A 21071-nucleotide genomic window follows, 5' to 3' on the forward strand; every position below is an offset into this window, starting at 1 on the left:
AGGCGGCCCCCACGGCATAAGGTGCGGAGTATGCGTTCGAAATCCGGTGCCGTGCCGGCGCTGCCGCTGGCCGTGCTGGTCGGGCTGGTGGGGCTGGTCGGGCTCGGTGGCTGCGTCGCGTCCGGACCCCCGCCGCGGGTGTGGGCGGCCTCGGTCTGCTCGGCGCTCACCCCCTGGCGCGATGAGATCTCCACCCTGACCACCCGGGCCCAGCAGCAGACCCCCACCTCGACCACGCCCGAGCAGGCCAAGGAGAACCTGGTCCGGATGCTCCAGGGGGCCCGGGACGCCAGCGAGCGCGCCCGCGGCAAGGTCGTCGCCGCCGGGGTGCCCGAGGTGGACGACGGCTCGGCGATCGCGACCGGGGTGGCCGACTCCCTGACCAAGGTGCGCGACGCGTACGGCAAGGCCGGCGACGCGGTCCGCGACCTGTCCACGGAGGACTCGGGCGTCTTCTACGAGCGCGTCTCCGGCGTGATGGTCACCCTGCAGCAGGAGTACTCCGCCAGCGCGCTCGACACGAGCTCGCTGCGCTCGGCCGAGCTGCAGCAGGCGTTCGCCGAGGTACCGGAGTGTCTCTGAACCGGCAGCTGGCCATGTTCTCCGCCGAGTCGGTGCGGCCCTCGCCGTACGACCTGTCGGGGCTGCTCATCGGGCCCGGCCAGGTGACCCGGATGGGCGGCACGGCCCGGGTGTCGACGGTGGTGGACGCCGCCTGGCGGGTGCACGCGCTGGCGGCCGAGTTCACCGCGCGCGGCCTGGAGACCTCCTGGGAGGAGGCCGCGATCGAGGGCCACTTCGGGGTGCGTACGTCGTACACGGGGATTCTGGCGCCGCTGGGCGAGGCCTGGCTGCGCGGCTCGGGCAAGCGCCCGCCCGCGGGGTTCGCCCTGGACGGCGCCCGGCTGCGGCTGTGGTTCGCGGCGGCGGGCACGGTCGAACCCGAGGGCGACGGCGCGACGCTGCGGCTGGGTGCCAGCGACGAGCACTGCGGCGCGGTGGCGCTGCGCGCGTTCACCGCCCTGGCCAGCGCCGCCGAGTTGGCGAAGGGCCCGGCGCTGCGGATCAGCGGGCGGCGGCGGGTGGCCCGGCTGCGGGAGCTGATCGGCGAGCGCCCCCACGTGGCGCCGCCGGGCACCTGGCCCGGCGACGCCACGTTCGCCGCGGAGTCCGACGCGACGTCGGCGCGGCGACCCACCCCGGCTCCGAAGTCGCCCCCCGCGACTGTCGAAGCGCCGAGTGCCGAGGAGTGGCTGCTACTGGATCAGCGTCCGGCCGGCACGGGGACCGACTCGACCGGGCCGTAGCGGGCCGAGGCTGCGCCGGTGACGTGCGCCCAGTAGCGGTCGCCGTAGGACCAGTGCCACCACTCGGTCGGGTAGTTGACCATGCCGACCGAGGTCAGCGCGTCGCCGAGGATGCGGCGATGGCGGGCTGCCTCGGCGGAGACGTTGGCCGAGTCGGTGTGGCAGGCCTCGCTGTCGGTGTCGTTGACCTGGGTCCCCATCCAGATCTCGGTCCCGTCGGCGGTGCACAGCGTGAGGTCGACCGCGGCGCCGGCCACGTGCGGGGCGACCTCGGGCGGCGAGATGTAGCGGCTCGCCCGCCGGTGGTACCAGTCGTCGTCGCGGCCGGGTTGGATGCCGCGCAGCCGCTGCTTGTGCGCGTCGAAGTACTCGCGCTGCAGGCGCATCGGCCGGTAGCACTCGACGATGAGCAGCCGCAGCCCCGACGGCAGCAGGGTCTGCGCGGTGACCAGCCGGTCCACCACGCTCAGGCGGACGTGCGCGAAGGCGCCGTCCGGATCGGCCAGCCGGTCGTCGAGCCGTAGCGCCCCCACGGTCCGCAGATCGATCAACGCCTCCTGGCAGTCGGTCACCGGGGTCTGCACGACCGCGGCATCCGACAGCAGCACCATCTCCGCCATGACACTTCCCCCTTCCCCCCGTGCCCAGGCGTATGTGTGCCGGATACGGGTGGCTGGCCCCGTGCCCAGCCACCCGTATCTCCGACGGCTGTCATCTTTCCGGCAGACGCTTTAACTTTTCTGTAATTGACCAGGTCGGATGGCCTGCGGTGCACATCGGAGGCCGATTCCCACGGTCAGTGGCCGGGCGCGTACTCCACGTACTCGCGCGCGCCGTGGTCGTGGAAGACCTTGCGGGCGCGGTCGCGAGCCGCGGCGGCCCCTTCGCGGTCGCCGCGGGCGCTCAGCAGCGCCGCGCGGTCGCGGTCCAGGCGCGCCTGCCACAGCGGCACGTCCATGGTCTGCCAGATGCCCAGCGCCGCGTCCAGGCAGGCCTCGGCCAGGTCCAGCCGGTCGCAGGTCAGGTGCAGCTGCCCGAGTACGCGCAGCGTGGCCGCCTGCCCCCAGCGGTCGCCCATGGTGTGGCTCACCGACAGGGCCCACTCCAGCCGGGGCAGCGCCTCGTCCGGGAACCCCTGCCGCAGCCGCGTCTTGGCCAGCGCCCGCACCGCGTACGCCTCCATCAGCTCGTCGCGCTGCTCGTGGAAGATCTCCACGGACAGCTCGCACAGCTCCCGCGCCCGGTCCCACTCGTCCCGGGCCCGGTGATAGAGCCCCAGCGTGCGCAGCGTGTGGCCCTCGCCCAGCCGGCTGCCCACCCGCCGGTACGCCGCCAGCGACTCGAACAGGTCCTCCCACGCGCCGGGGTAGTCGCCCAGCTCCAGCCGGATCGACCCGGCCAGCCGCCGCGCGTACCCGATGCCGGTGTCGTCGCCCGCCTCGTGCAGCAGCACCACCGCCTGGTCCAGGAAGTGGATGCCCTCGGCCAGGCGGCCCGGTTCCCGGCAGGCGATGCCCAGCCCGGCCAGCGCGGCGGCCTGCCCAGGCTGGTCGTCCAGGTCGCGGAACAGGCTCAGCGCGGCCCGGAAGTGGCGCCGCGCGTCGGCGTAGTGGTCCTGGTCGTAGCGCAGCTGACCCAGCTCGGTCAGGATCACCGCCTCGTCCTGCGGCAGGCCGGCCTCGCGGGCCGCGCTCAGGGCCGCCTCGACGACCCGGCTGCGCGCCTCGAACCGGTTGGTGCCCATGAACGCCGACGCGTTGCGGGACGAGGCGAACTCGCACACCAGGTCGTACATGCCCAGCGCACCCGCGCGCTCGACGCCCGCGGCCAGCGCCGACTGCTCGGCCTCGAACCAGTCCCACGGGTCGGCGATGACCAGCGCGGTCACCTCGTCGTCGACCGGGAAGAAGGTCGACGGGGCGCGGCGCCAGCGCATCTCGGCCGGCGGCGACTCGGCCGCGGCCCGGTTGATCAGCGCCAGCCAGCCGCGCAGCGCCCGCGCCACCGCGTCGGTCAGCTCCTGCGGCGGCTCCTCGATCACCGCGCACTCGCGGGCGTAGAGGCGGATGAGGTCGTGCAGCCGGTAGCGCATGCCGCCCATCCGGTCCACCCCGACGAACTCCACCAGGTGCTCGTCGACGAGGCGCTCCACCAGCTCCTCGGCGTCGGCCAGCGGCGCCGAGGCCAGCCAGGAAACCACCCAGGGCGAGAAGTCGGGCACCCCGAAGTAGCCCAGCCGCCGCAGCACCGAGCGCGCGTCGGCCTCCAGCGCGCGGTAGCTGACCTCGATCGTGCTGCGTACCCCCACATCGCCCACGGACAGGTGGTTCAGCCGCCTGCTCTCGTCGGCCAGCTTGTCGGCCAGCTGCCGCAGCGGCAGCGTACGGCGGCCCGCGAGCCGGGCGCTGACGATGCGCAGCGCCAGCGGCAGCCCGTCGCAGTACTCGATGATCCGGGCCGCGGCGGGCAGGTCCGCGTCGATGCGCTCGGTCCCGGCCAGCCGCCGCAGCAGCTGCAGCGCCTCGCCCGGGTCGAGCATCGGCAGCTCGGTCAGCACCGCCCCGGCCAGGCCGGGCAGCCGGTCCCGGCTGGTCACCAGCACGGCGCTGCCGGTGCTGCCCGGCAGCAGCGGGCGCACCTGCGCCTCGGACCCGGCGTCGTCGAGCAGCACCAGCATCCGGCGCTGCGCGAGCAGGCTGCGGTACAGGTCGGCCCGCTCGGCCGCGCCGTCGGGCAGCTGCGACTGGTCGACGCCGAGCGCGCGCAGGAACCGAGCCAGGATCTCGGCCGGGTCGGCCGGGGCGTCGGACATGCCGTGCAGCTCGGCGTACAGCTGCCCGTCCGGGAAGTCGGCGGTGAGCTGGTGGGCCACCCGAGCGGCCAGGGTCGACTTGCCGGTGCCGCCGGGACCGGCGATCACCTGTACGGCGGGCAGCCCGCCCTCGCGCAGCCGCAGCGCCGTGACCAGCCGGTCCACCTGATCGCCCCGGCCGGTGAAGTCGGCGGGCACCGGCGGCAGCTGCGCCGGCACCGGGTGCACCGCCCCCGAGGCGGCCTGCTCCGGTGAGCTCGACGTGGCGGCCAGCAGCTCGGTCTCGCCGCGCAGGATGGCGTGGTGCAGCGCGGTCAGCTCCGGCCCCGGCTCGACCCCCAGCTCGTCGATGAGCACCTCGCGCGCGTCGCGGAAGCAGGCCAGCGCGTCGGCCTGGCGGCCCAGCCGGTAGTAGACCGTCATCAGCTGGCAGCGCAGCCGCTCGTTGGTCGGATTGCGGCCGACCAGGACGGTCAGCTCGCCGACCAGCTCGCCCCACTGGCCCTGCGCGATCTCGGCGGCGATGCGCTCCTCGGCGGCGGCCACGCGCATCTCGTCCAGCCGGGCGGCGTCGGCGGCCAGCCCGGTCTCGGCCAGCCCGGCCAGGGCGGCACCCTCCCACAGCGACTCGGCGCGGCGCAGCAGGTTGGCGGTCAGCGGATGGTCACCGGCCGCCGCGGCGCCGCGGGCCTGGGCGACCAGGTCGGCGAACAGGTCGCGGTCCAGCGAGCCGGCCGGGATGCGCACCGTGTAGCCCGGGGCGGTGGTGGCGATGACGTCCTCGACGCCGCGTGCCGCGAAGGCCCGGCGCAGGCTGGAGACGTACGTCTGGATCAGGGCGCGGGCGCTGTCGGGCGGGTCGACGCCCCACAGCACGTCGACCAGGCGCTCGGTCGGCACGACCCGGCCGTGCTCGAGCAGCAGCGCCGCGAACAGCGCTTTGGGCTTGGTCCCGCCCAGCGGCACAGACTCCCCGGCGACTGTGGCGCTGACGGGCCCGAGCAGCCGGAACTCCACTTCGCACCTCACCGTCACACCTCAGCGGCGCCCAGTGTAGCGGCCCGGTGACCAGGGCAAAGCGTCTCGCGCCAGGTCACCAGGGCCGCCGGGTCCTGCCGCACCGCGTTCCCGCGCAGGTCCCGGCGCTGTGTCGGCGCGAAACCTTCAGCTGTGCGTAATCACAGCGCCACCAGCGAGTTGGCGGGCTTTCGCCATGACGGAACCCCGCCAACGACGCCTATTCACCTGAGGGGTCGCCGACCGGTAGACCCTTGTCATGTTCTCCCCCTCACAGCCTTCCGGCTCCCGGCGCAGACGCTGGCAGCTGATCTCGGCGGCCGCCGCGGTGCCGCTGCTGGCGGCGGGTCTCGCCGTCGTGCAGGCGCCCGCACTGGCCGCGCCGAGCAAGCCACTCGTGCCCGCCAAGCCCTCGGCGACCCACAAGGTCACCCTGGTCACCGGCGATGTCGTCACCGTCACCACGATGTCTGACGGCCGGCAGATCGCCGATGTCGACCGGCCGGACAACGCCGTCGGCGGCGTGAAGATCCAGGAGATCAAGGGCGACCTCTACGTCATCCCGGACGAGGCCGCGTCGCTGCTGTACGCGAACAAGCTGGACCGGCGCCTGTTCGACGTCACGGACCTGATCGAGATGGGCTACGACGACGCCAGGTCGAGCCAGGTGCCGCTGATCGCGACGTACACCCAGCCCAAGGCGAAGACCAAGGCGGCCGACCCGGCGGCCCCGCGCGGCAGCAGGCTGGTGCGCAGGCTGGCGGGCGTCCACGGTGCCGCGCTGTCGGCCGACAAGCGGCAGACGCGCACCTTCTGGACCACCATCGCGTCACCGGCCGCCGCCACGGCGGGCAAGGGCAGCACCACCCTGGGCTCGGGCGTGGCGAAGCTGTGGCTCGACGGCCGGGTGAAGGTGAACCTGAAGGAGAGCGTGCCGCTGATCGGCGCGCCCGAGGCCTGGGCGGCCGGGTACGACGGCCACGGCGTCAAGATCGCCGTGCTGGACACCGGCATCGACACCACCCACCCCGACCTGGCCACCCAGATCGACGGCACCGCGAGCTTCGTGCCCGGCGAGACCGTCATCGACATCCACGGCCACGGCACCCACGTCGCCTCGACGATCGTGGGCACCGGCGCCGCCTCCGGCGGTGACTACAAGGGCGTGGCGCCCGGCGCCGACCTGATCGTCGGCAAGGTGCTCGGCGGCGAGGAGGGCTACGGCGCCGACTCGTGGGTCATGGCCGGCATGGAGTGGGCGGCCCAGCAGGGCGCCGACATCGTCAGCATGAGCCTCGGCGACACCACCCCGTCCGACGGCACCGACCCGATGTCGATGGCGGTCGACCAGCTGTCCGCGCAGTACGGCACGCTGTTCGTCATCGCCGCCGGCAACGCCGGTCCGGAGACGATCTCGGCACCCGGCGCGGCCGCCTCGGCGCTGACCGTCGCCGCGACCGACAAGCAGGACCAGCTGGCGTACTTCTCCAGCACCGGCCCGCTGACCAACGGCGCGATGAAGCCTGACATCTCCGCGCCCGGCGTGGACATCACGGCCGCCCGCTCGCAGCAGCAGACCACCCCGGCCAACGACGGCATGTACTGGACCATCAGCGGCACCTCGATGGCCACCCCGCACGTGTCCGGCGCGGCCGCGATCCTGAAGCAGCGGCACCCCGACTGGACCGGCCAGCAGCTCAAGGAGGCGCTGATGAGCAGCGCCAAGGGCCTGGCCGAGTGGTACAGCCCGTACGAGGTCGGCACCGGCCGCGTCGACGTGGCCGCCGCCGTCCGCAACACGGTCCGCGGCACCGGGACGCTGTTCTTCGGCAACTACACGTGGCCGCACCAGCCGAGCGAGACCGCCGTCACCAAGGACCTGACCTTCACCAACAGCGGCACCGCCGACACCACGCTGAACCTGGCGCTGACCAACACCGACGGCACCTTCACGCTGGGCGCGAGCACCGTCACCGTCCCGGCCGGCGGCACCGCCTCGGTCCCGGTGACCGGTGACCCGCAGACCGCCCCCACCGGCCGCAGCGTCGGCTACGTGGTCGGCACCGACGCGGCCACCGGCCAGGCGGTGACCCGTACCTCCGTGGGCCTGCTCAAGGAGGACGAGCGCTACGACCTGACCATCAAGCTGGTCGGCCGCGACGGCAAGCCCGCCGCGGGCTACGTCGGGATCAACCTGGCGGGCGACGGCTGGCCGTGGGCGCAGTACGTCGACGGCTCGACCACCCTGCGCCTGCCGCCGGGTGCGTACACCCTGACGACGTCCCTCGACGTCGCGGGTGAGAAGCCGGACCGCAGCGGTCTGGCCGTCCTGGTCGCCCCGGAGGTCCTGCTCACGGGCGGCTCCGCCGAGGTCGTGTTCGACGCGCGCAAGGCGCGGCTGCTGGAGACCCAGGCGCCGCAGCGCGCCGAGGACCGCCAGCGCAAGGTGGACTTCAACGTCCACTACCGCGACCTCGACCCGTACTTCGACTTCCGCAGCGCCTACCAGATCCCGATGGCGTACGACGACATCTACGTGTCGCCGACGCAGCAGATGACCAGGGGCGACTTCACCCTGACCACCCGCTGGCGCAAGGGTGAGGCGCTGATCAGCGTGAGCGCGGTGGCCGGCCTGGTCCAGTTCGACACGATGACGCAGGCGGGCAGCGCCCTGGGCACGGCCTCGGAGACGCTGCGCGCGATCTACGCCGGCAAGGGCGCGGCGGCCGACTACAGCAAGGTCAAGGCCAAGGGCAAGCTCGTCGTCGTGGAGCGCAGCGACACGGTGACGCCCGAGGAGCGCACCGCCGCCGCGATCGCGGCCGGGGCCAAGGCCCTGGTCGTGGTCAACGACCAGCCCGGCGGCCTGCTGGAGTACGTCGGCGAGTCGACGATCCCGGTCGCCTCGGTGCACCGTGACGCCGGCAAGACCCTCATCGCCCTGGCCAAGCTGGGCTTCTTCAACCTGCGGGTGAAGCAGACCGAGTACACGCCGTTCATCTACGACCTGGCCCGCGACTACCTGGGCCAGGTGCCGAACCAGCCGCTGGTGTACAAGCCGAGCCAGCGCGACCTGGCGAGGATCGACGCCCGCTACTACAACGCGGCCGAGCCGGGCGACGCGTCCGGCTACCGCTACGACCTGACGCTCAGCCCTTCGCTCGGCTTCCACGAGCGCGAGTGGCACCCGGGCACCCGGGTCGAGTGGGTCACCCCGAACCAGGTGTGGGTCGAGTCGCACGCGCAGAACCTGAACAGCGAGCTGCCGTGGGAGATGGTGTCGGGCGTCAACACGTACGCCAAGGGCAGCACGACCCGCCTGGACTGGTTCGCCCCGGCGACCCGCCCCGGGTTCAGCGACTCGTTCGGCGTGTACAACTCGCGCGCCCAGAACTTCATGACCTGGAACGTCCAGCCGTGGAGCTCCTCCAGCGACACGATGCGGCTCGGCGGCTACCTGCCGTGGGGTGCCACCCCGACCCACCTGCAGGTCTTCCAGGGCGACACGCTGCTGCGCGACAACCAGTTCAGCGCGGACATGCAGTGGCAGGAGGTGCCCGCGGGCAACCTGCCCTACCGCGCCGTCCTGGACGCGGAGCGGCCCGGTGACCAGTTCCGGCTGTCGACCCGCACCCACAGCGAGTGGACCTGGATGTCGGACTACGTGGACTCGGACTACTTCCAGCCGTTCTCGGTGCTGAACCTGGACTACAAGCTGGAGTCCGACCTGCACGGCGACGTGAAGGCGAACGCGGTGCAGCAGATCTCGCTGCACCCGGTCTCGATGGACCTGGGCACCGTGCCCGGCAAGGTCGTCAAGGTGACCCTGTCGGTCTCCTACGACGACGGTGCCACCTGGCAGAAGGTGACCCTGGCCAAGGGCGCGAACGGCTACTGGACCGGTTCGTTCAAGACTGCGAACAAGGCCGGCGGCTTCGTCTCGGTGCGCGCGAGCGCCGAGACCGACAGCGGCTACAGCGTCAAGAACGAGATCATCCGGGCGTACGGCCTGCGATGAGTCACCAAGGTGGGCCCCGGGGAGGCGACTTCCCGGGGCCCGTCCCGTCTGACCGCCCGTCAACAGGGACTATTCAAGCTTCCGCGCCGTGGCGCATACTCTCCCCGCAGTCATCGCCGATGGGGAGGGTGCCGATGCTGGGCGCGCTGGGGCTCGACCCCGCCGAGGAGCGGGTCTACCGGGCCCTGCTCAGCCGCCCCGCCGCCACCGCGATGCTGCTGGCCGACGTGCTGGAGCTGCCCGAGCCGGAGGTGGACCGGGCGCTGGCGCGGCTGGTCGAGTGCGGCCTGGCCCTGCGCTCCGGCGGCGAGGCGTACGTCTCCGCGCCGCCCGCGATGGCGCTCGGCGCCATGATCACCGAACGGCGCGACGGCCTGCGGATGGCCGAGCAGGCACTGGTCACGCTCGCCGAGGAGCACCGCGCGGCGGTGGCCGGGCGCAGCATCGGCGAACTGATCGAGGTCCTGTCCGGCGTCGACGCCATCCGCCACCGGTTCCAGCAGGTGCAGCAGGCGGCCCGCAAGGAGATCCGGCACTTCGTCACCGCGCCGTACATCGCGGTGCCGCCGGGGTCGAACGCCCAGGAGGACGCCGCCGCCGAGCGCGGGGTGCGCTTCCGCGTGGTGCTGGAGCGGCCGGTGCTGTCCGAGCCCGGCATCGTGCCGGAGATCATCGACTCGCTGCGGCGCGGGCTGGAGCTGCGGGTCGCCGACTCGCTGCCGATGAAGCTGATCCTGGCCGACGAGGAGCTGGCCCTGGTGCCGATCGCGGTGTCGTTCCTGCCAGGCAGCGAGCCCGGCGCGGTCCTGCTGCACCGCAGCGCGCTGCTGTCGGCGCTGGAGGCGCTGTTCGAGATCGTCTGGCAGCGGGCGTACCCGCTGGAGCTGGCCGCGTTCGCGTCGGGTGAGGCGACGTACACGGAGCTCGCGACCGACGGGCCGACCGAGCTGGACCGGCGGATCCTGGCCCTGCTGCTCTCCGGCCTGACCGATCAGGCGGTGGCCACCCAGCTCGACCTCTCCCTGCGGACACTCCAGCGCCGCCTGCGCCACCTGATGGACCTGGCCGCCGTCGACACCCGCATGCAGCTCGGCTGGCACGCCGCCCGCCACGGCTGGGCCTGACCGGCGCGGTCCCTGCGGCGCCGCGCCCGGGATTCGTGCACTTTCGGGGAAAGTGCACGAATGAACGCCAAGATTCCTGCAGTTTCCCCGAAACTGCACCACGAAACGATCTTGGTGATGTGCGACTGGTGGAATCCCTCTTGTCCGGTTTATGGCGCGGAGTATCGTGTCTCCGGTCACAAGAATGTGCCCGTACGTCGATGGGGCGTGTAACCCCTGGCGCACACTGAGCGTTACCTTGAACATCCGCGGCCGGTTGTCCCCCTCTCGGGGGCAGTCGCCGCCGCCCGCTCGCTGCGTAACCTCAGACCGAGCCGCCCCGTAGCGGCTACAGCCACCCGGACCACCGCGGAGAGAGAAACGTGCCGACAGCTTCCAGGAACCGACTGGTGATCGTCGAGTCCCCGGCGAAGGCGAAGACGATTTCGGGCTACCTCGGCCCGGGATACGTCGTCGAGGCGAGCCTCGGGCACATCCGCGACCTCCCGGCGGGGTCCAAGCAGATGCCCGAGAAGTTCAAGAAGGAGCCGTGGGCCTACCTCGGCGTCGACGTGGACAACGGCTTCGCCCCCGTATATATCGTCAACCCGGACCGGGCCAAGCACGTGAGCAAGCTCAAGGAGCTGCTCAAGAACGCCGACGAGGTCTTCCTCGCCACAGATGAGGACCGCGAGGGCGAGGCGATCGCCTGGCACCTGGTGGAGACGCTCAAGCCCAAGGTGCCGGTCAAGCGGATGGTCTTCCACGAGATCACCAAGCCGGCCATCCAGGCGGCCGTGGCCAACCCGCGCGAGATCGACCGCGACCTGGTCGACGCGCAGGAGACCCGCCGCATCCTGGACCGCCTCTACGGGTACGACGTCTCGGCGGTGCTGTGGAAGAAGGTCCAGCGCGGCCTGTCCGCGGGCCGGGTGCAGTCGGTGGCGACCCGGATCGTGGTCGAGCGGGAGAAGCAGCGGATGGCGTTCCGCGCCGCCGACTACTGGGACATCACCGCGACGCTCGCGGTCGAGAAGCCCGGCGACGGCCCGCGCACCTTCACCGCGACCCTGATCGCGCTGGACGGCGACCGCATCGCCTCCGGCAAGGACTTCGAGCCGACCACGGGCAGGCTCAAGCCGGGCGCGGGCGTGGTGCAGCTCGACGGCGACGGCGCCCGGGGGCTGGCCGCGCGGCTGGACGACCGGCCGTTCACGGTCACCCGGGTCGAGGAGAAGCCGTACCGGCGCAAGCCGTACCCCCCGTTCATCACCTCGACGCTGCAGCAGGAGGCGGCGCGCAAGCTGCGCTTCTCCTCCGCGGCGACGATGCGCACCGCGCAGAAGCTGTACGAGAACGGCTACATCACCTATATGCGTACCGACTCGGTGAACCTCTCCGAGTCCGCGCTGGCCGCCGCCCGGACCCAGATCGCCGAGCTGTACGGCTCCGGCGCCGTCCCGCCGCAGCCGCGCCGCTACTCCGGCAAGGTTAAGAACGCGCAGGAGGCGCACGAGGCGATCCGCCCCGCCGGCGACCACTTCCGCACCCCGGGGTCGGTCCGCGGCGAGCTGTCGACCGAGGAGTACAAGCTCTACGAGCTGATCTGGCAGCGCACCATCGCCTCGCAGATGTCCGACGCGGTCGGCATGAGCGTCAGCGTGCGCATCCGCGCCACCACCGCCGCCAACGAGGACGCCGACTTCGGCGCCAGCGGCCGCACCATCACCGACCCGGGCTTCCTGCGCGCCTACGTGGAGTCCTCCGACGACGACACGGCCGAGGCCGACGACGCCGAGCGCAAGCTGCCGGTGCTGGTCAAGGACCAGAAGCTCAAGGAGGAAGGGCTGGAGGCGGTCGGGCACACCACCCAGCCGCCCGCCCGCTACACCGAGGCCTCGCTGGTCAAGGCGCTGGAGGAGCTGGGCATCGGCCGCCCGTCGACGTACGCGTCGATCATGCAGACGATCCAGGACCGCGGCTACGTCAACAAGCGCGGCCAGGCGCTGATCCCGACGTTCGTCGCGTTCGCGGTGATCGGGCTGCTGGAGCAGCACTACCCGCGGCTGGTCGACTACGGCTTCACCGCCGCGATGGAGGACCAGCTCGACCAGATCGCCGGTGGCGACGCCACCGCGCTGGAGTTCCTGACCTCCTTCTACTTCGGCTCGCCGAGCGCGGCAGAGGGTTCGGTCGCGCAGGCCGGCGGCCTGAAGAAGCTGGTCACCGAGCACCTGGGCGAGATCGACGCGCGCAGCATCAACTCGATCAAGCTGTTCACCGACGAGCAGGGCCGCGACGTGGTGGTCCGGGTCGGCAAGTACGGGCCGTACCTGCAGCGCGGAGCGAACGGCCACGGCCACGCGCCGGGCACCGACATCGACCCCGACGCCGAGACCGCCAGCGAGGGGGACCGCGTCTCCATCCCGGAAGGGCTGGCCCCCGACGAGCTCACCCCGGAGAAGGTCGAGGAGCTGTTCCTCGGCGGCGGCGGTGAGCGCCGCCTGGGCGACCACCCGGAGACGGGCGAGCCGGTCGTGCTCAAGTCCGGCCGCTACGGCCCGTACGTCTCCAGTGGCGAGGTCAACTCCTCGCTGCTCAAGACGCACACCCCGGACACGCTGACCCTGGCCGAGGCGCTGCGGCTGCTGTCGCTGCCCCGCCTGGTCGGCAAGGACGCCGACGGCACCGAGATCTTCGCCAAGAACGGCCGGTACGGCCCGTACATCGAGCGGGCCGGGGACTCGCGCTCGCTGGAGAGCGAGGAGCAGCTGTTCACGGTCACCCTCGACCAGGCGCTGGCGCTGCTGGCCGCCCCGAAGCAGCGGGGCCGCAAGGCCGCCCAGCCGCCGCTGCGGGAGATGGGTGTCGACCCGCTCACGGAGAAGCCCCTGGTCATCAAGGACGGCCGGTTCGGCCCGTACGTCACCGACGGCGAGAGCAACGCCTCGCTGCGGCGCGGGCAGACCCCGGAGAGCCTGACCATCGAGCAGGCCAGCGAGATGCTGTCGGAGAAGCGGGCGAAGGGCCCCGCGCCGAAGAAGACGGCCGCCAAGAAGGCACCGGCGAAGAAGGCCGCCGCGGCCAAGACCACTGTGGCGAAGAAGACGGCCAAGAAGACCGCCGCCAAGAAGGCGACCGCGAAGGCGGCTCAGCAGGGCGTCGAGCCCGCCAAGAGTGTGCCGAAGAAGGCTGCCGCCAAGAAGACAGCAAGCTGACCGCTTACCGACCCTGCCCAGGGTCGTTGACCCTGGGTAGGGTGTCGATGCGAGCGTCGCGTCCGGGTCCCGGAACGCACGCCGCGGTGAGGAGCGGATAAGTGTCCACACCAGCAGTCAGTACCGGCCCGCTGCGTCGCGTGCCGGTGCAGGGCCGCAGTGTCGCGCGGGTGCAGCGCATGCTCGACGCGTGCGCGGAGTTGATCGACGAGGTCGGCTACGACGGCCTCAGCACGACGCTGCTCGCCGAGCGGGCCGGCGTCGCGATCGGCTCGGTGTACCAGTTCTTCCCGGACAAGCGCGCCATCGTGCAGGCGCTGACGCTGCGCAACGTCGAGGCGTACATGGAGCGCCTGGCCGAGCGGATCCCCGCCGGTGAGCTGGCCCACTGGTGGGACGGCGTCGACGGGGCCATCGAGGAGTACATCGAGCTGCACCGCAGCGTGCCCGGCTTCCGTACGCTGCACTTCGGCGACGTGGTGGACGTGCACCTGATCGACCCGGAGCGCGACAACAACGCGGTCATCGCCGACCACCTCGCCGACCTGCTGGTCCGGTTCCACAACGCGCCGGACGGGCCGGAGCTGCGCTTCGCGCTCACCGTCTCGGTCGAGGCCGCGGACGCGCTGATCAAGCTGGCGTTCCGCCGCCATCCGGACGGCGACGCGGCGGTGCTGGCGGAGTCCAAGCGCCTGGTCCGCGGTTACCTGCAGACGTTCGCACTGGCCTGAGGGTTTTGGCCGTACCACTCCCGCGTTTTTGCGGCAAGTCTTCAGGGTTGGATCCGGGTCGGCCCCCGCTGGGGCAGGGCTAGAGTGAAGCCGCAGGAACGCCCGGCTGACGATCATGCTCTGGGCAGCGACGCGGGAGGGTACGGCCATCAGCACGCCAGCGCAGGCACCCGACGGTGAGCCGTTTCCGGCTGCCGTCACCCAGGCCGATCCGACCGGAGGCGCGGACCTGCGCGCCATCCTGCGAATCCGACCCTTCCGGCGGCTGTGGCTGGTGCTCAGCGTCGCCTCGCTGGGCGACTGGCTGGGCCTGCTGGCCACCGCCACCTTCGCCTCGGCGCAGGTCAGCGGCGATGCGGCCAAGGGCTTCGCGTTCGGCGGCGTGATCGCGATCCGGCTGCTGCCGGCGCTGGTGCTCGGGCCGCTGGCCGGCGTGATGGCCGACCGGTTCGACCGGCGCTACACGATGGTCATCTGCGACCTGCTGCGCTTCGTGCTGTTCGCCACGATCCCGACGGTCGCGCTGTACTCCACCGACGCGAAGATCACCGTCGGCTGGGCGGCGGTGGCCACGTTCATCATCGAGGCGATCACGCTGATCTGGATCCCGGCCAAGGAGGCCGCGGTCCCCAACCTGATCCCGCGCGCCCGGCTCGAAGCGGCCAACCAGCTCACCCTGATCTCGACGTACGGCATCACGCCGGTGCTCGCCGCCGCCGTGCTGGCGGTGCTCAACCAGTTCTACGCGTGGCTGGAGAAGAGCGGCACCCACGTGGCGGCCTGGGCCGACCCGTCCAGCCTCGCCCTCTACTTCAACTCGCTGTCGCGCCTGGCCACGGCCCTGGTCGTGTTCTTCGGCATCCGCGAGATCTCCGGGCACAACGGCAAGCAGCAGCGCAGCGAGAGCATGCTGCGCCAGTTCGTCGACGGCTGGCGCTTCATCGGCAAGACGCCGATGGTGCGCGGCTTGGTCTTCGGCATCCTCGGCGCGTTCGCCGCCGGCGGCGTGGTCATCGGCACGGCGCAGTTCTTCGCCAAGTCGCTGGGCGGCGGCGACTCCACCTTCGCCATCCTGTTCGCGGTGATCTTCATCGGCCTCGGGTTCGGCATCGCGCTGGGCCCGCGCCTGATCGGCGCGCTGTCGCGCAAGCGGTGGTTCTGCCTCAGCATCATGCTCGCGGGCGCCTCCGTGGCGCTGCTCTCGCTGGCCCCGCACCTGTCGCTGGCCGTCGTCGGCGCGCTGCTGGTCGGCTCCGGCGCGGGCATGGCCTTCCTGTCCGGCACCACGCTGCTGGGCGGCGAGGTCGGCGACGAGGTGCGCGGCCGGGTCTTCGCCACCGTGCAGATCGGCACCCGGGTGGTGCTGATGCTGGCGATCTCGCTGTCGGGCGTACTGGTCGGCGTCGGCGGCTCGCACGACGTCGGCGGCACCGGCGTGCCGATCTCCTCCACCCGCGTCCTGCTCGGCGTCGCGGGCGTGCTCGGCGTGCTGGCCGGGTTCTGGGCCCTGCGCCAGATGGACGACAAGCCGGGCGTGCCGCTGTTCGCCGACCTCATCGGCTCGGTGCGCGGCCGCCCGCTCACCGCCGCCGAGCACAGCGTGCGCCAGGGCGTCTTCGTGGTCTTCGAGGGCGGCGAGGGCGCCGGCAAGTCCACCCAGATCGCGCTGCTCGCGCAGCGGCTGCGGGCCGAGGACCGCGACGTGGTCGTCACCCGCGAGCCCGGCGCCACCGAGATCGGCGCCCGCATCCGCAAGATGGTGCTGGAGACCAGCGCCGCCCCGGCCGAGGCCGGCGCCCCGCTCGCCCCGCGCGCCGAGGCGCTGCTCTACGCCGCCGACCGGGCCCACCACGTCACCACCGTGGTCCGGCCCGCGCTGGCCCGCGGCGCCGTCGTCATCTCCGACCGGTACGTCGACAGCTCGCTGGCCTACCAGGGCGCCGGGCGCACCCTGCCCGTCGACGAGATCTCCTGGCTGTCCACCTGGGCCACCGGCGGGCTGCGGCCCGAACTGGTCGTGCTGCTCGACGTCGACCCCAAGGTCGGGCTGGCCCGGGTCGACCGGCGCGGCAGCGCCGACCGGCTGGAGAGCGAGTCGCTGGCCTTCCACGAGCGCGTCCGGTACGGCTTCCTCGACCTGGCCGCCAAGGACCCCGACCGCTACCTGGTGCTGGACGCCACCCGGGCCGAGGACGACCTCGCCGCCGCGGTCGCCGCGCGGGTCTCGGCGCTGCTGCCGGCCGCGCCCCGCGACACCGACCCGGCCGCCCCGGACGAGCAGCCCCGCCCCCACGGCGTGGCCGAGCCGCGCACCCCGGGCGAGTCCTCCGCCGAGTTACGGACCAGCCGGGCATGAACGACGTCTTCGCCCAGCTCGTCGGCCAGCCCGAGGCCGTGGCCACGCTGCGTGCCGCGTCCCGGGCCGCCGCCGCGGTGCTGCGCGGGGAGGCCGTCGGCGCGGGCGCCATGACGCACGCCTGGCTGTTCACCGGCCCGCCCGGCTCGGGCCGCTCGGTCGCCGCCCGCGCCTTCGCCGCCGCCCTCCAGTGCACCGAGGTAAGGAAGGGCCCCTTCTTATCGGATTCCGTAGTAGAAGGGTCCCCTCTCAACGATGAGGCCGGGCCCGGCTGCGGTGTGTGCACCGGGTGTCATACCGCGCTGGCGGGGACGCATCCTGATGTGCGGTTCGTGGTGCCGGACGGGTTGAGCATCCCGGTGGCGCAGATGCGCGACCTGGTGCTGCGCTCGGCCACCACCCCGGCCAACGGCCGCTGGCAGGTGCTGCTCATCGAGGACGCCGACCGGCTCACCGAAGCGGCGGGCAACGCGCTGCTCAAGGCGGTCGAGGAGCCGCCGGACCGGACGATCTTCCTGCTCTGCGCCCCGTCGGACCACCCCGACGACATCTCGGTCACCATCCGGTCGCGCTGCCGGGTCGTGCCGCTGCGCCAGCCCGGCGCCGAAGCCGTCAGCACGCTGCTGGTCGAGCGTGACGGCGTCGACCCGGCCACCGCGGCCTGGGTCGCCGCCGCCGCGCAGGGGCACGTCGGCCGGGCCCGCCGACTGGCCGGGGACCGCGAGGCGCGGGACCGCCGCGCGGCCGTGCTCGCCGTACCGCGCCAGCTCACCGGCGTCGGCGCCTGCTTCGACGCGGCCGCCGCGCTGATCGAGGCGGCCGAGGCGGAGGCGGCGGCCTCGGTCGCGGCCACGGACGCGGCCGAGCGGGCGGCGCTGGAGACCGCGCTCGGCGCCGGCGGCACCGGCAAGGGCTCGGCCGGGGCCGCGCGCGGCATCGCCGGGCAGCTCAAGGACCTGGAGAAGCGGCAGAAGTCCCGCGCCACCCGGGCTCAGCGCGACGCCCTGGACCGGGCGCTGCTGGACCTGGCCGGGTTCTACCGCGACGTGCTCAACGCCCGCTGGGGCGGCGCCGTGGCGCCGGTGCACGCCGACACCGCGCCGCTGGCCGAGGCGGCCGCGCAGCGGTGGACGGCGGAGAGCACGCTGCGGCGGCTGGAGGCCGTGCTCACGTGCCGTACCGCGATCGACGCCAACGTGAAGCCGCGCATCGCCGTCGAGGCGATGATGCTGGAGCTGTGGCAGGGCTGAGCCCGCTGCGTCCACAGTGGATTATCCACAGGGGCTGCCGCGCTGATCGTGCAGCCGGTACGGTGAGCGCATTGTCGCCGCGTCGACGGGCACTGCCGTGACCGCCGGCGGGCACCGCGCAGTCCACTGAGGAGCGACGCATGCCCCGGGAGATCGACGACGCCTGGATCGAGGAGGCGATCGCGTCATACCGGCGCATCGAGGAGCGGCAGGAGACGCTGACCCGGGCCCTGGCCCGGATCGAGGTGGCCGTCCGGTCCCCGGACGACCTGGTCGAGGTCGTCGCCGACGCCGACGGCGCGGTGCGCCGGGTGGTGGTCACCGGCTCGATCGAGGGCCGGACCGCCGTCGAGCTGACCCGCGCCATCCAGCAGGCGATCACCGCGGCCGGTGACGCCGCGGGCTGGGCCAGACGCAAGGTGTACGAGGAGACGTTCGGCGGCTACGCCGACCTGGGAGGTGCACGCTGATGGACCGTCTCGCCGCGCGGATGGACACCGCCGCGCAGGAGCTGGCGCAGGTGCGCGCCGAACTCGGCCGGGCCCGCCCCGGCACGGCCTGGCTCGACGCGGTGTGGCCGCAGGCCGCGATCGACGTCGACCACCCCGGCTCCGCAGCCCGCCCCGGCACGGCCGGCCGGACCGACTCGATCGACCTGCCGGGCCGCCTCGGCCGCCTGGCCGGCAGCGCCCAGGCCCAGCTCGACACCGCCTGGTCGGCCCGCCAGGACGGCGCCCACCGCAGCGAACGCGAGCTCGTCGAGCTGGCCGCCGCCGTCCGCGCCGCCGCCGCGGGCTACCGCGCCGCCGACGACGCGACCGGGCCGGTGGCGTGATGGACGCGCTGGCACGCCTGCACCCGCACACGGCCGGGCTGCTCGGCCAGGTCGACGACCTGCTCGCCCGGTGCGGCGCCCCCGCCGACCACCCCGTCTGGCCGCTGCTGCGGCGCACTGGCGCCCTGCCCGGCGACCTCGTCGGCGGCCTCGTCGCCTGGAGCCCCGGACCCTGGCTGGAGCAGGCCGAGGCGCTGCGCCGGGCCGCCCGCGACGCCGCCGAACTGGCCACCGACCTGCCGGTCGAGCGGGCCGGTGCATACGGCTGGAACGGGCCCGCCGCCGACGCCTTCGCGCGGCGCGCCGGTGCCGTACGGGCCGAGGTGCGCGACTGGAGTGAGCAGCTGCGGGCCGACGCGGAGCGGCTGGACGAGCTCGCCCACTGGCTGCAGTCGGCGCGGCAGCGTGCCGCGCGGGTGCTGGCCCGGGTGGCGAGCAGCACCCAGGCGGTCGCGCTGGTCACCGGGGTGGCCCCGGGGGCGCCGTCGGCCCGGCTGGACGCGGACGGCGGTGACCGGGTGCTGCGGGTGCGGGCCGCCGCCGCGGCGGAGATCGGGGCGGCGCTGCTGGCCGAGTTCGACGCGCTGCTCGGGGAGGGCGAGGAACTGGTCGGGCGGGTACCGATCGTGCGCGAGAGCACCGCGGCGACCCTGGACCTCAGCCCGTCCGCCGCAGCCCTACACGTAGACCTCTGACCAGGCCCCAGGCCTGGCGCACATGGTGATCGCCGCCTCGGGTCAGAAGCGGCGCGTCGCGCGCAGTTCGTGACACGAGACGGCGATCATGCCGCCCGGAGCCCGGAGCCCGGAGCCCGGAGCCCGGAGCCCGGAGCCCGGTTAGTTGAGCAGGTCGGTGGGGCCCTCGGTGGCGCGGCGGCGGGACAGGAGGAGCAGGAAGCGGCCGGCGACGAAGAGGAGGACGCCCGCGCCCGCGATCAGGGCGATGTTGGTGCCCGTACGCGGCAGGCGGCAGCCGGGGGTGTCGCAGTCGTTCGTGTCGGCGACCGGGGACCGGTCGGGGCCGCTGCCGCCGCCACCGCCGGGGTTCGCCGACGGCGAGGTGCCGCCGCCGGGGACACCGGCGGTGGTACTGGGCTGCGGGCTGCTCCCGCCGCCACCGGTGCGCTTGGGCGCCGCCGCGGCCGCGTGCAGCATGCCGACGCCCAGGTCGAGCACGGCGGCCCGCTGCCCGCGGTCGTTGCCGAGCGCGAGCACCTCGACCCGCAGGCTCGTGGCCTGCGCGGTGACGCCGCGGTCGCTGACGCGCTGCTCCACCTTGCCGATCGAGATCTTCACGACGGCCAGCTGGCACGGCCCGTCGAGGCCGCCGAGCCGGGTGCCGCCGAGCAGGTCGCCCAGCTCGGGCAGGCCGCCGAGTTCGGGCAGCTCGGGCAGCAGGGTGCCGCCGCCGCCCGTGCCGGTGAGGCGGTTCGCGACCGTGGTGAGGCTGCCGACCGGCAGCGCGTTGAGCAGGCCGCCGAGCGGGTTGCCGCCCTCGAGCAGCGGCAGGCCCTCAAGTTGGGCGCGCTGGCGCAGGGCGGGCAGGTTCAGGCTGCCGAGCAGGCCGCCCGTGGCGGGCAGCGGCACCGCGACCTCGAACGTACGGTGCAGGCTGTCGAGCGTACGGGTGCCCAGGCCGGGCGCGGTGATCTTCAGCAGGGGCGCCTGGTAGTCCACCGCGGAGGTGGCGGCGTCCCCGGTGGCCAGCACCTTCAGGCGCGGCGGCTTGAGCACGTCGACCTGGACCGTACCGCCGATGAGGTCGAGGCCGACGAGGTCGATCTCGGCACCGGCGGCGGAGGCGGCCCGGCCGCGGTGGATCAGGGTGCCGGTCATGGCCTTGCTCGCGGCGTTGCTCTCGGCGCGGACCAGTGCGCCGCGGCTGCCGGGCAGCACCGCGGCGTCGAGCAGCGCGGACGAGGCGTCGCCCGCGGGCCCGTGCGCGGTGCCGCAGCCCATGCCCTCGTCCCAGGCCGCGCTGGCGACGAGGCTGCCGGTGCCCGCCCGGACCAGGCCGAAGTCGACCGAGGTGGCGGTGTTGCGGACGGGGTCCTGGTGCGCCGGCGGCGCCTGCTGGTAGACGCGGGCGGCCAGCGGCCCGGCGGGCAGCCGGAGCCCGAGCAGCCGCGCGTCGGCGTACCGCGCCGCGCCGCTGCTGCGGACGGCGCTGGTGGCGGACATGTTCGCGCTGGCGGAGCCGATGGTCAGGTTCGCCACGGCGGGCAGCGGCAGGCCCAGCGGGCGCAGGTCCAGGGCGGCGACCTTCAGCAGGTCGGCACCGGCTCCGGCGGCGTACCCGCCGGGGCGGTCGCAGCCGGTCGCGGCGCGCGACGGCGTGGAGACGAGCGCGAGTGAGCTGACCGAGACGAGCGCGACGGTGCCGGCAGCGGCGAGATGGCGACGCATGCTTCCTCCGGGGGCGGAA

14 protein-coding genes are annotated in these 21071 nt (G+C 73.4%); 11 read left to right on the forward strand and 3 right to left on the reverse strand.

Annotation, left to right across the window (positions count from 1 at the left end; genetic code table 11):
• Window positions 1-21: 21 nt before the first annotated feature.
• Together QEZ54_RS13245 and QEZ54_RS13250 are read left to right on the forward strand one after the other, a co-directional pair.
• Window positions 22-582, forward strand: a complete 561-nt coding sequence (locus tag QEZ54_RS13245) for a hypothetical protein (protein ID WP_281304847.1) — start codon at window positions 22-24, stop codon at window positions 580-582.
• Window positions 573-1307 carry a hypothetical protein gene (locus QEZ54_RS13250; RefSeq protein ID WP_281304848.1) on the forward strand — a complete coding sequence of 245 codons (735 nt, stop codon included), beginning with the start codon at window positions 573-575 and terminating at the stop codon, window positions 1305-1307. The genes QEZ54_RS13245 and QEZ54_RS13250 overlap by 10 nt, the downstream gene beginning before the upstream one ends.
• On the opposite strand, the gene QEZ54_RS13255 is transcribed toward QEZ54_RS13250, so the two are convergent.
• Window positions 1265-1927, reverse strand: coding sequence for a M15 family metallopeptidase (locus QEZ54_RS13255; RefSeq protein WP_281304849.1), 663 nt, complete (start codon window positions 1925-1927; stop codon window positions 1265-1267). The genes QEZ54_RS13250 and QEZ54_RS13255 overlap by 43 nt on opposite strands.
• Window positions 1928-2103: 176 nt before the next feature.
• Complete coding sequence (locus QEZ54_RS13260; protein WP_281304850.1) at window positions 2104-5148, reverse strand: AfsR/SARP family transcriptional regulator; 3045 nt, start codon at window positions 5146-5148, stop codon at window positions 2104-2106.
• 247 nt (window positions 5149-5395) lie between these two features.
• Between QEZ54_RS13260 and QEZ54_RS13265 the strand changes: the two genes are divergently transcribed.
• From QEZ54_RS13265 to QEZ54_RS13305, 9 genes are all read left to right on the forward strand, one after another.
• Entirely contained in the window at window positions 5396-9154 is a 3759-nt protein-coding gene (locus tag QEZ54_RS13265) for a S8 family serine peptidase (protein ID WP_281304851.1), read from the forward strand.
• A gap of 134 nt (window positions 9155-9288) precedes the next feature.
• Window positions 9289-10278: a helix-turn-helix domain-containing protein gene (locus QEZ54_RS13270; protein WP_281304852.1), complete on the forward strand. Its 990-nt coding sequence runs from the start codon at window positions 9289-9291 to the stop codon at window positions 10276-10278.
• A gap of 362 nt (window positions 10279-10640) precedes the next feature.
• Window positions 10641-13475 (forward strand): type I DNA topoisomerase, encoded by a 2835-nt coding sequence (topA, locus tag QEZ54_RS13275; RefSeq protein WP_281304853.1) that lies wholly within the window; start codon window positions 10641-10643, stop codon window positions 13473-13475.
• Window positions 13476-13576: 101 nt separating this feature from the next.
• Window positions 13577-14206: a TetR family transcriptional regulator gene (locus QEZ54_RS13280; protein WP_281304854.1), complete on the forward strand. Its 630-nt coding sequence runs from the start codon at window positions 13577-13579 to the stop codon at window positions 14204-14206.
• Between the two features lie 115 nt (window positions 14207-14321).
• Entirely contained in the window at window positions 14322-16562 is a 2241-nt protein-coding gene (gene tmk / locus QEZ54_RS13285; RefSeq protein WP_281304855.1) for a dTMP kinase, read from the forward strand.
• Window positions 16559-17812, forward strand: coding sequence for a DNA polymerase III subunit delta' (locus tag QEZ54_RS13290; protein WP_281304856.1), 1254 nt, complete (start codon window positions 16559-16561; stop codon window positions 17810-17812). The genes tmk and QEZ54_RS13290 overlap by 4 nt, the downstream gene beginning before the upstream one ends.
• Before the next feature lie 140 nt (window positions 17813-17952).
• Window positions 17953-18282, forward strand: coding sequence for a YbaB/EbfC family nucleoid-associated protein (locus tag QEZ54_RS13295; protein ID WP_281304857.1), 330 nt, complete (start codon window positions 17953-17955; stop codon window positions 18280-18282).
• A complete protein-coding gene (locus QEZ54_RS13300) occupies window positions 18282-18647 on the forward strand; it encodes a hypothetical protein (protein ID WP_281304858.1) in 366 nt (121 codons plus the stop codon). The genes QEZ54_RS13295 and QEZ54_RS13300 overlap by 1 nt, the downstream gene beginning before the upstream one ends.
• The gene (locus tag QEZ54_RS13305; RefSeq protein ID WP_281304859.1) at window positions 18647-19342 is read left to right on the forward strand and encodes a hypothetical protein; all 696 of its coding nucleotides are present in this window, start codon (window positions 18647-18649) and stop codon (window positions 19340-19342) included. The genes QEZ54_RS13300 and QEZ54_RS13305 overlap by 1 nt, the downstream gene beginning before the upstream one ends.
• A gap of 141 nt (window positions 19343-19483) precedes the next feature.
• On the opposite strand, the gene QEZ54_RS13310 is transcribed toward QEZ54_RS13305, so the two are convergent.
• Window positions 19484-21052: a hypothetical protein gene (locus QEZ54_RS13310; RefSeq protein ID WP_281304860.1), complete on the reverse strand. Its 1569-nt coding sequence runs from the start codon at window positions 21050-21052 to the stop codon at window positions 19484-19486.
• Between the last annotated feature and the right edge of the window lie 19 nt (window positions 21053-21071).

It is taken from the genome of Catellatospora sp. KI3 (assembly GCF_029948125.1).
GTDB lineage: Bacteria > Actinomycetota > Actinomycetes > Mycobacteriales > Micromonosporaceae > Catellatospora.

Bases quoted from the DNA above. Each gene is read 5' to 3' on its own strand.
- QEZ54_RS13310 (WP_281304860.1), bottom strand. From the start codon at position 21,052: ATGCGTCGCCATCTCGCCGCTGCCGGCACCGTCGCGCTCGTCTCGGTC.
- QEZ54_RS13255 (WP_281304849.1), bottom strand. From the start codon at position 1,927: ATGGCGGAGATGGTGCTGCTGTCGGATGCCGCGGTCGTGCAGACCCCG.
- QEZ54_RS13305 (WP_281304859.1), top strand. From the start codon at position 18,647: ATGGACGCGCTGGCACGCCTGCACCCGCACACGGCCGGGCTGCTCGGC.
- QEZ54_RS13290 (WP_281304856.1), top strand. From the start codon at position 16,559: ATGAACGACGTCTTCGCCCAGCTCGTCGGCCAGCCCGAGGCCGTGGCC.
- QEZ54_RS13265 (WP_281304851.1), top strand. From the start codon at position 5,396: ATGTTCTCCCCCTCACAGCCTTCCGGCTCCCGGCGCAGACGCTGGCAG.
- QEZ54_RS13300 (WP_281304858.1), top strand. From the start codon at position 18,282: ATGGACCGTCTCGCCGCGCGGATGGACACCGCCGCGCAGGAGCTGGCG.
- tmk (WP_281304855.1), top strand. From the start codon at position 14,322: ATGCTCTGGGCAGCGACGCGGGAGGGTACGGCCATCAGCACGCCAGCG.
- QEZ54_RS13295 (WP_281304857.1), top strand. From the start codon at position 17,953: ATGCCCCGGGAGATCGACGACGCCTGGATCGAGGAGGCGATCGCGTCA.
- QEZ54_RS13270 (WP_281304852.1), top strand. From the start codon at position 9,289: ATGCTGGGCGCGCTGGGGCTCGACCCCGCCGAGGAGCGGGTCTACCGG.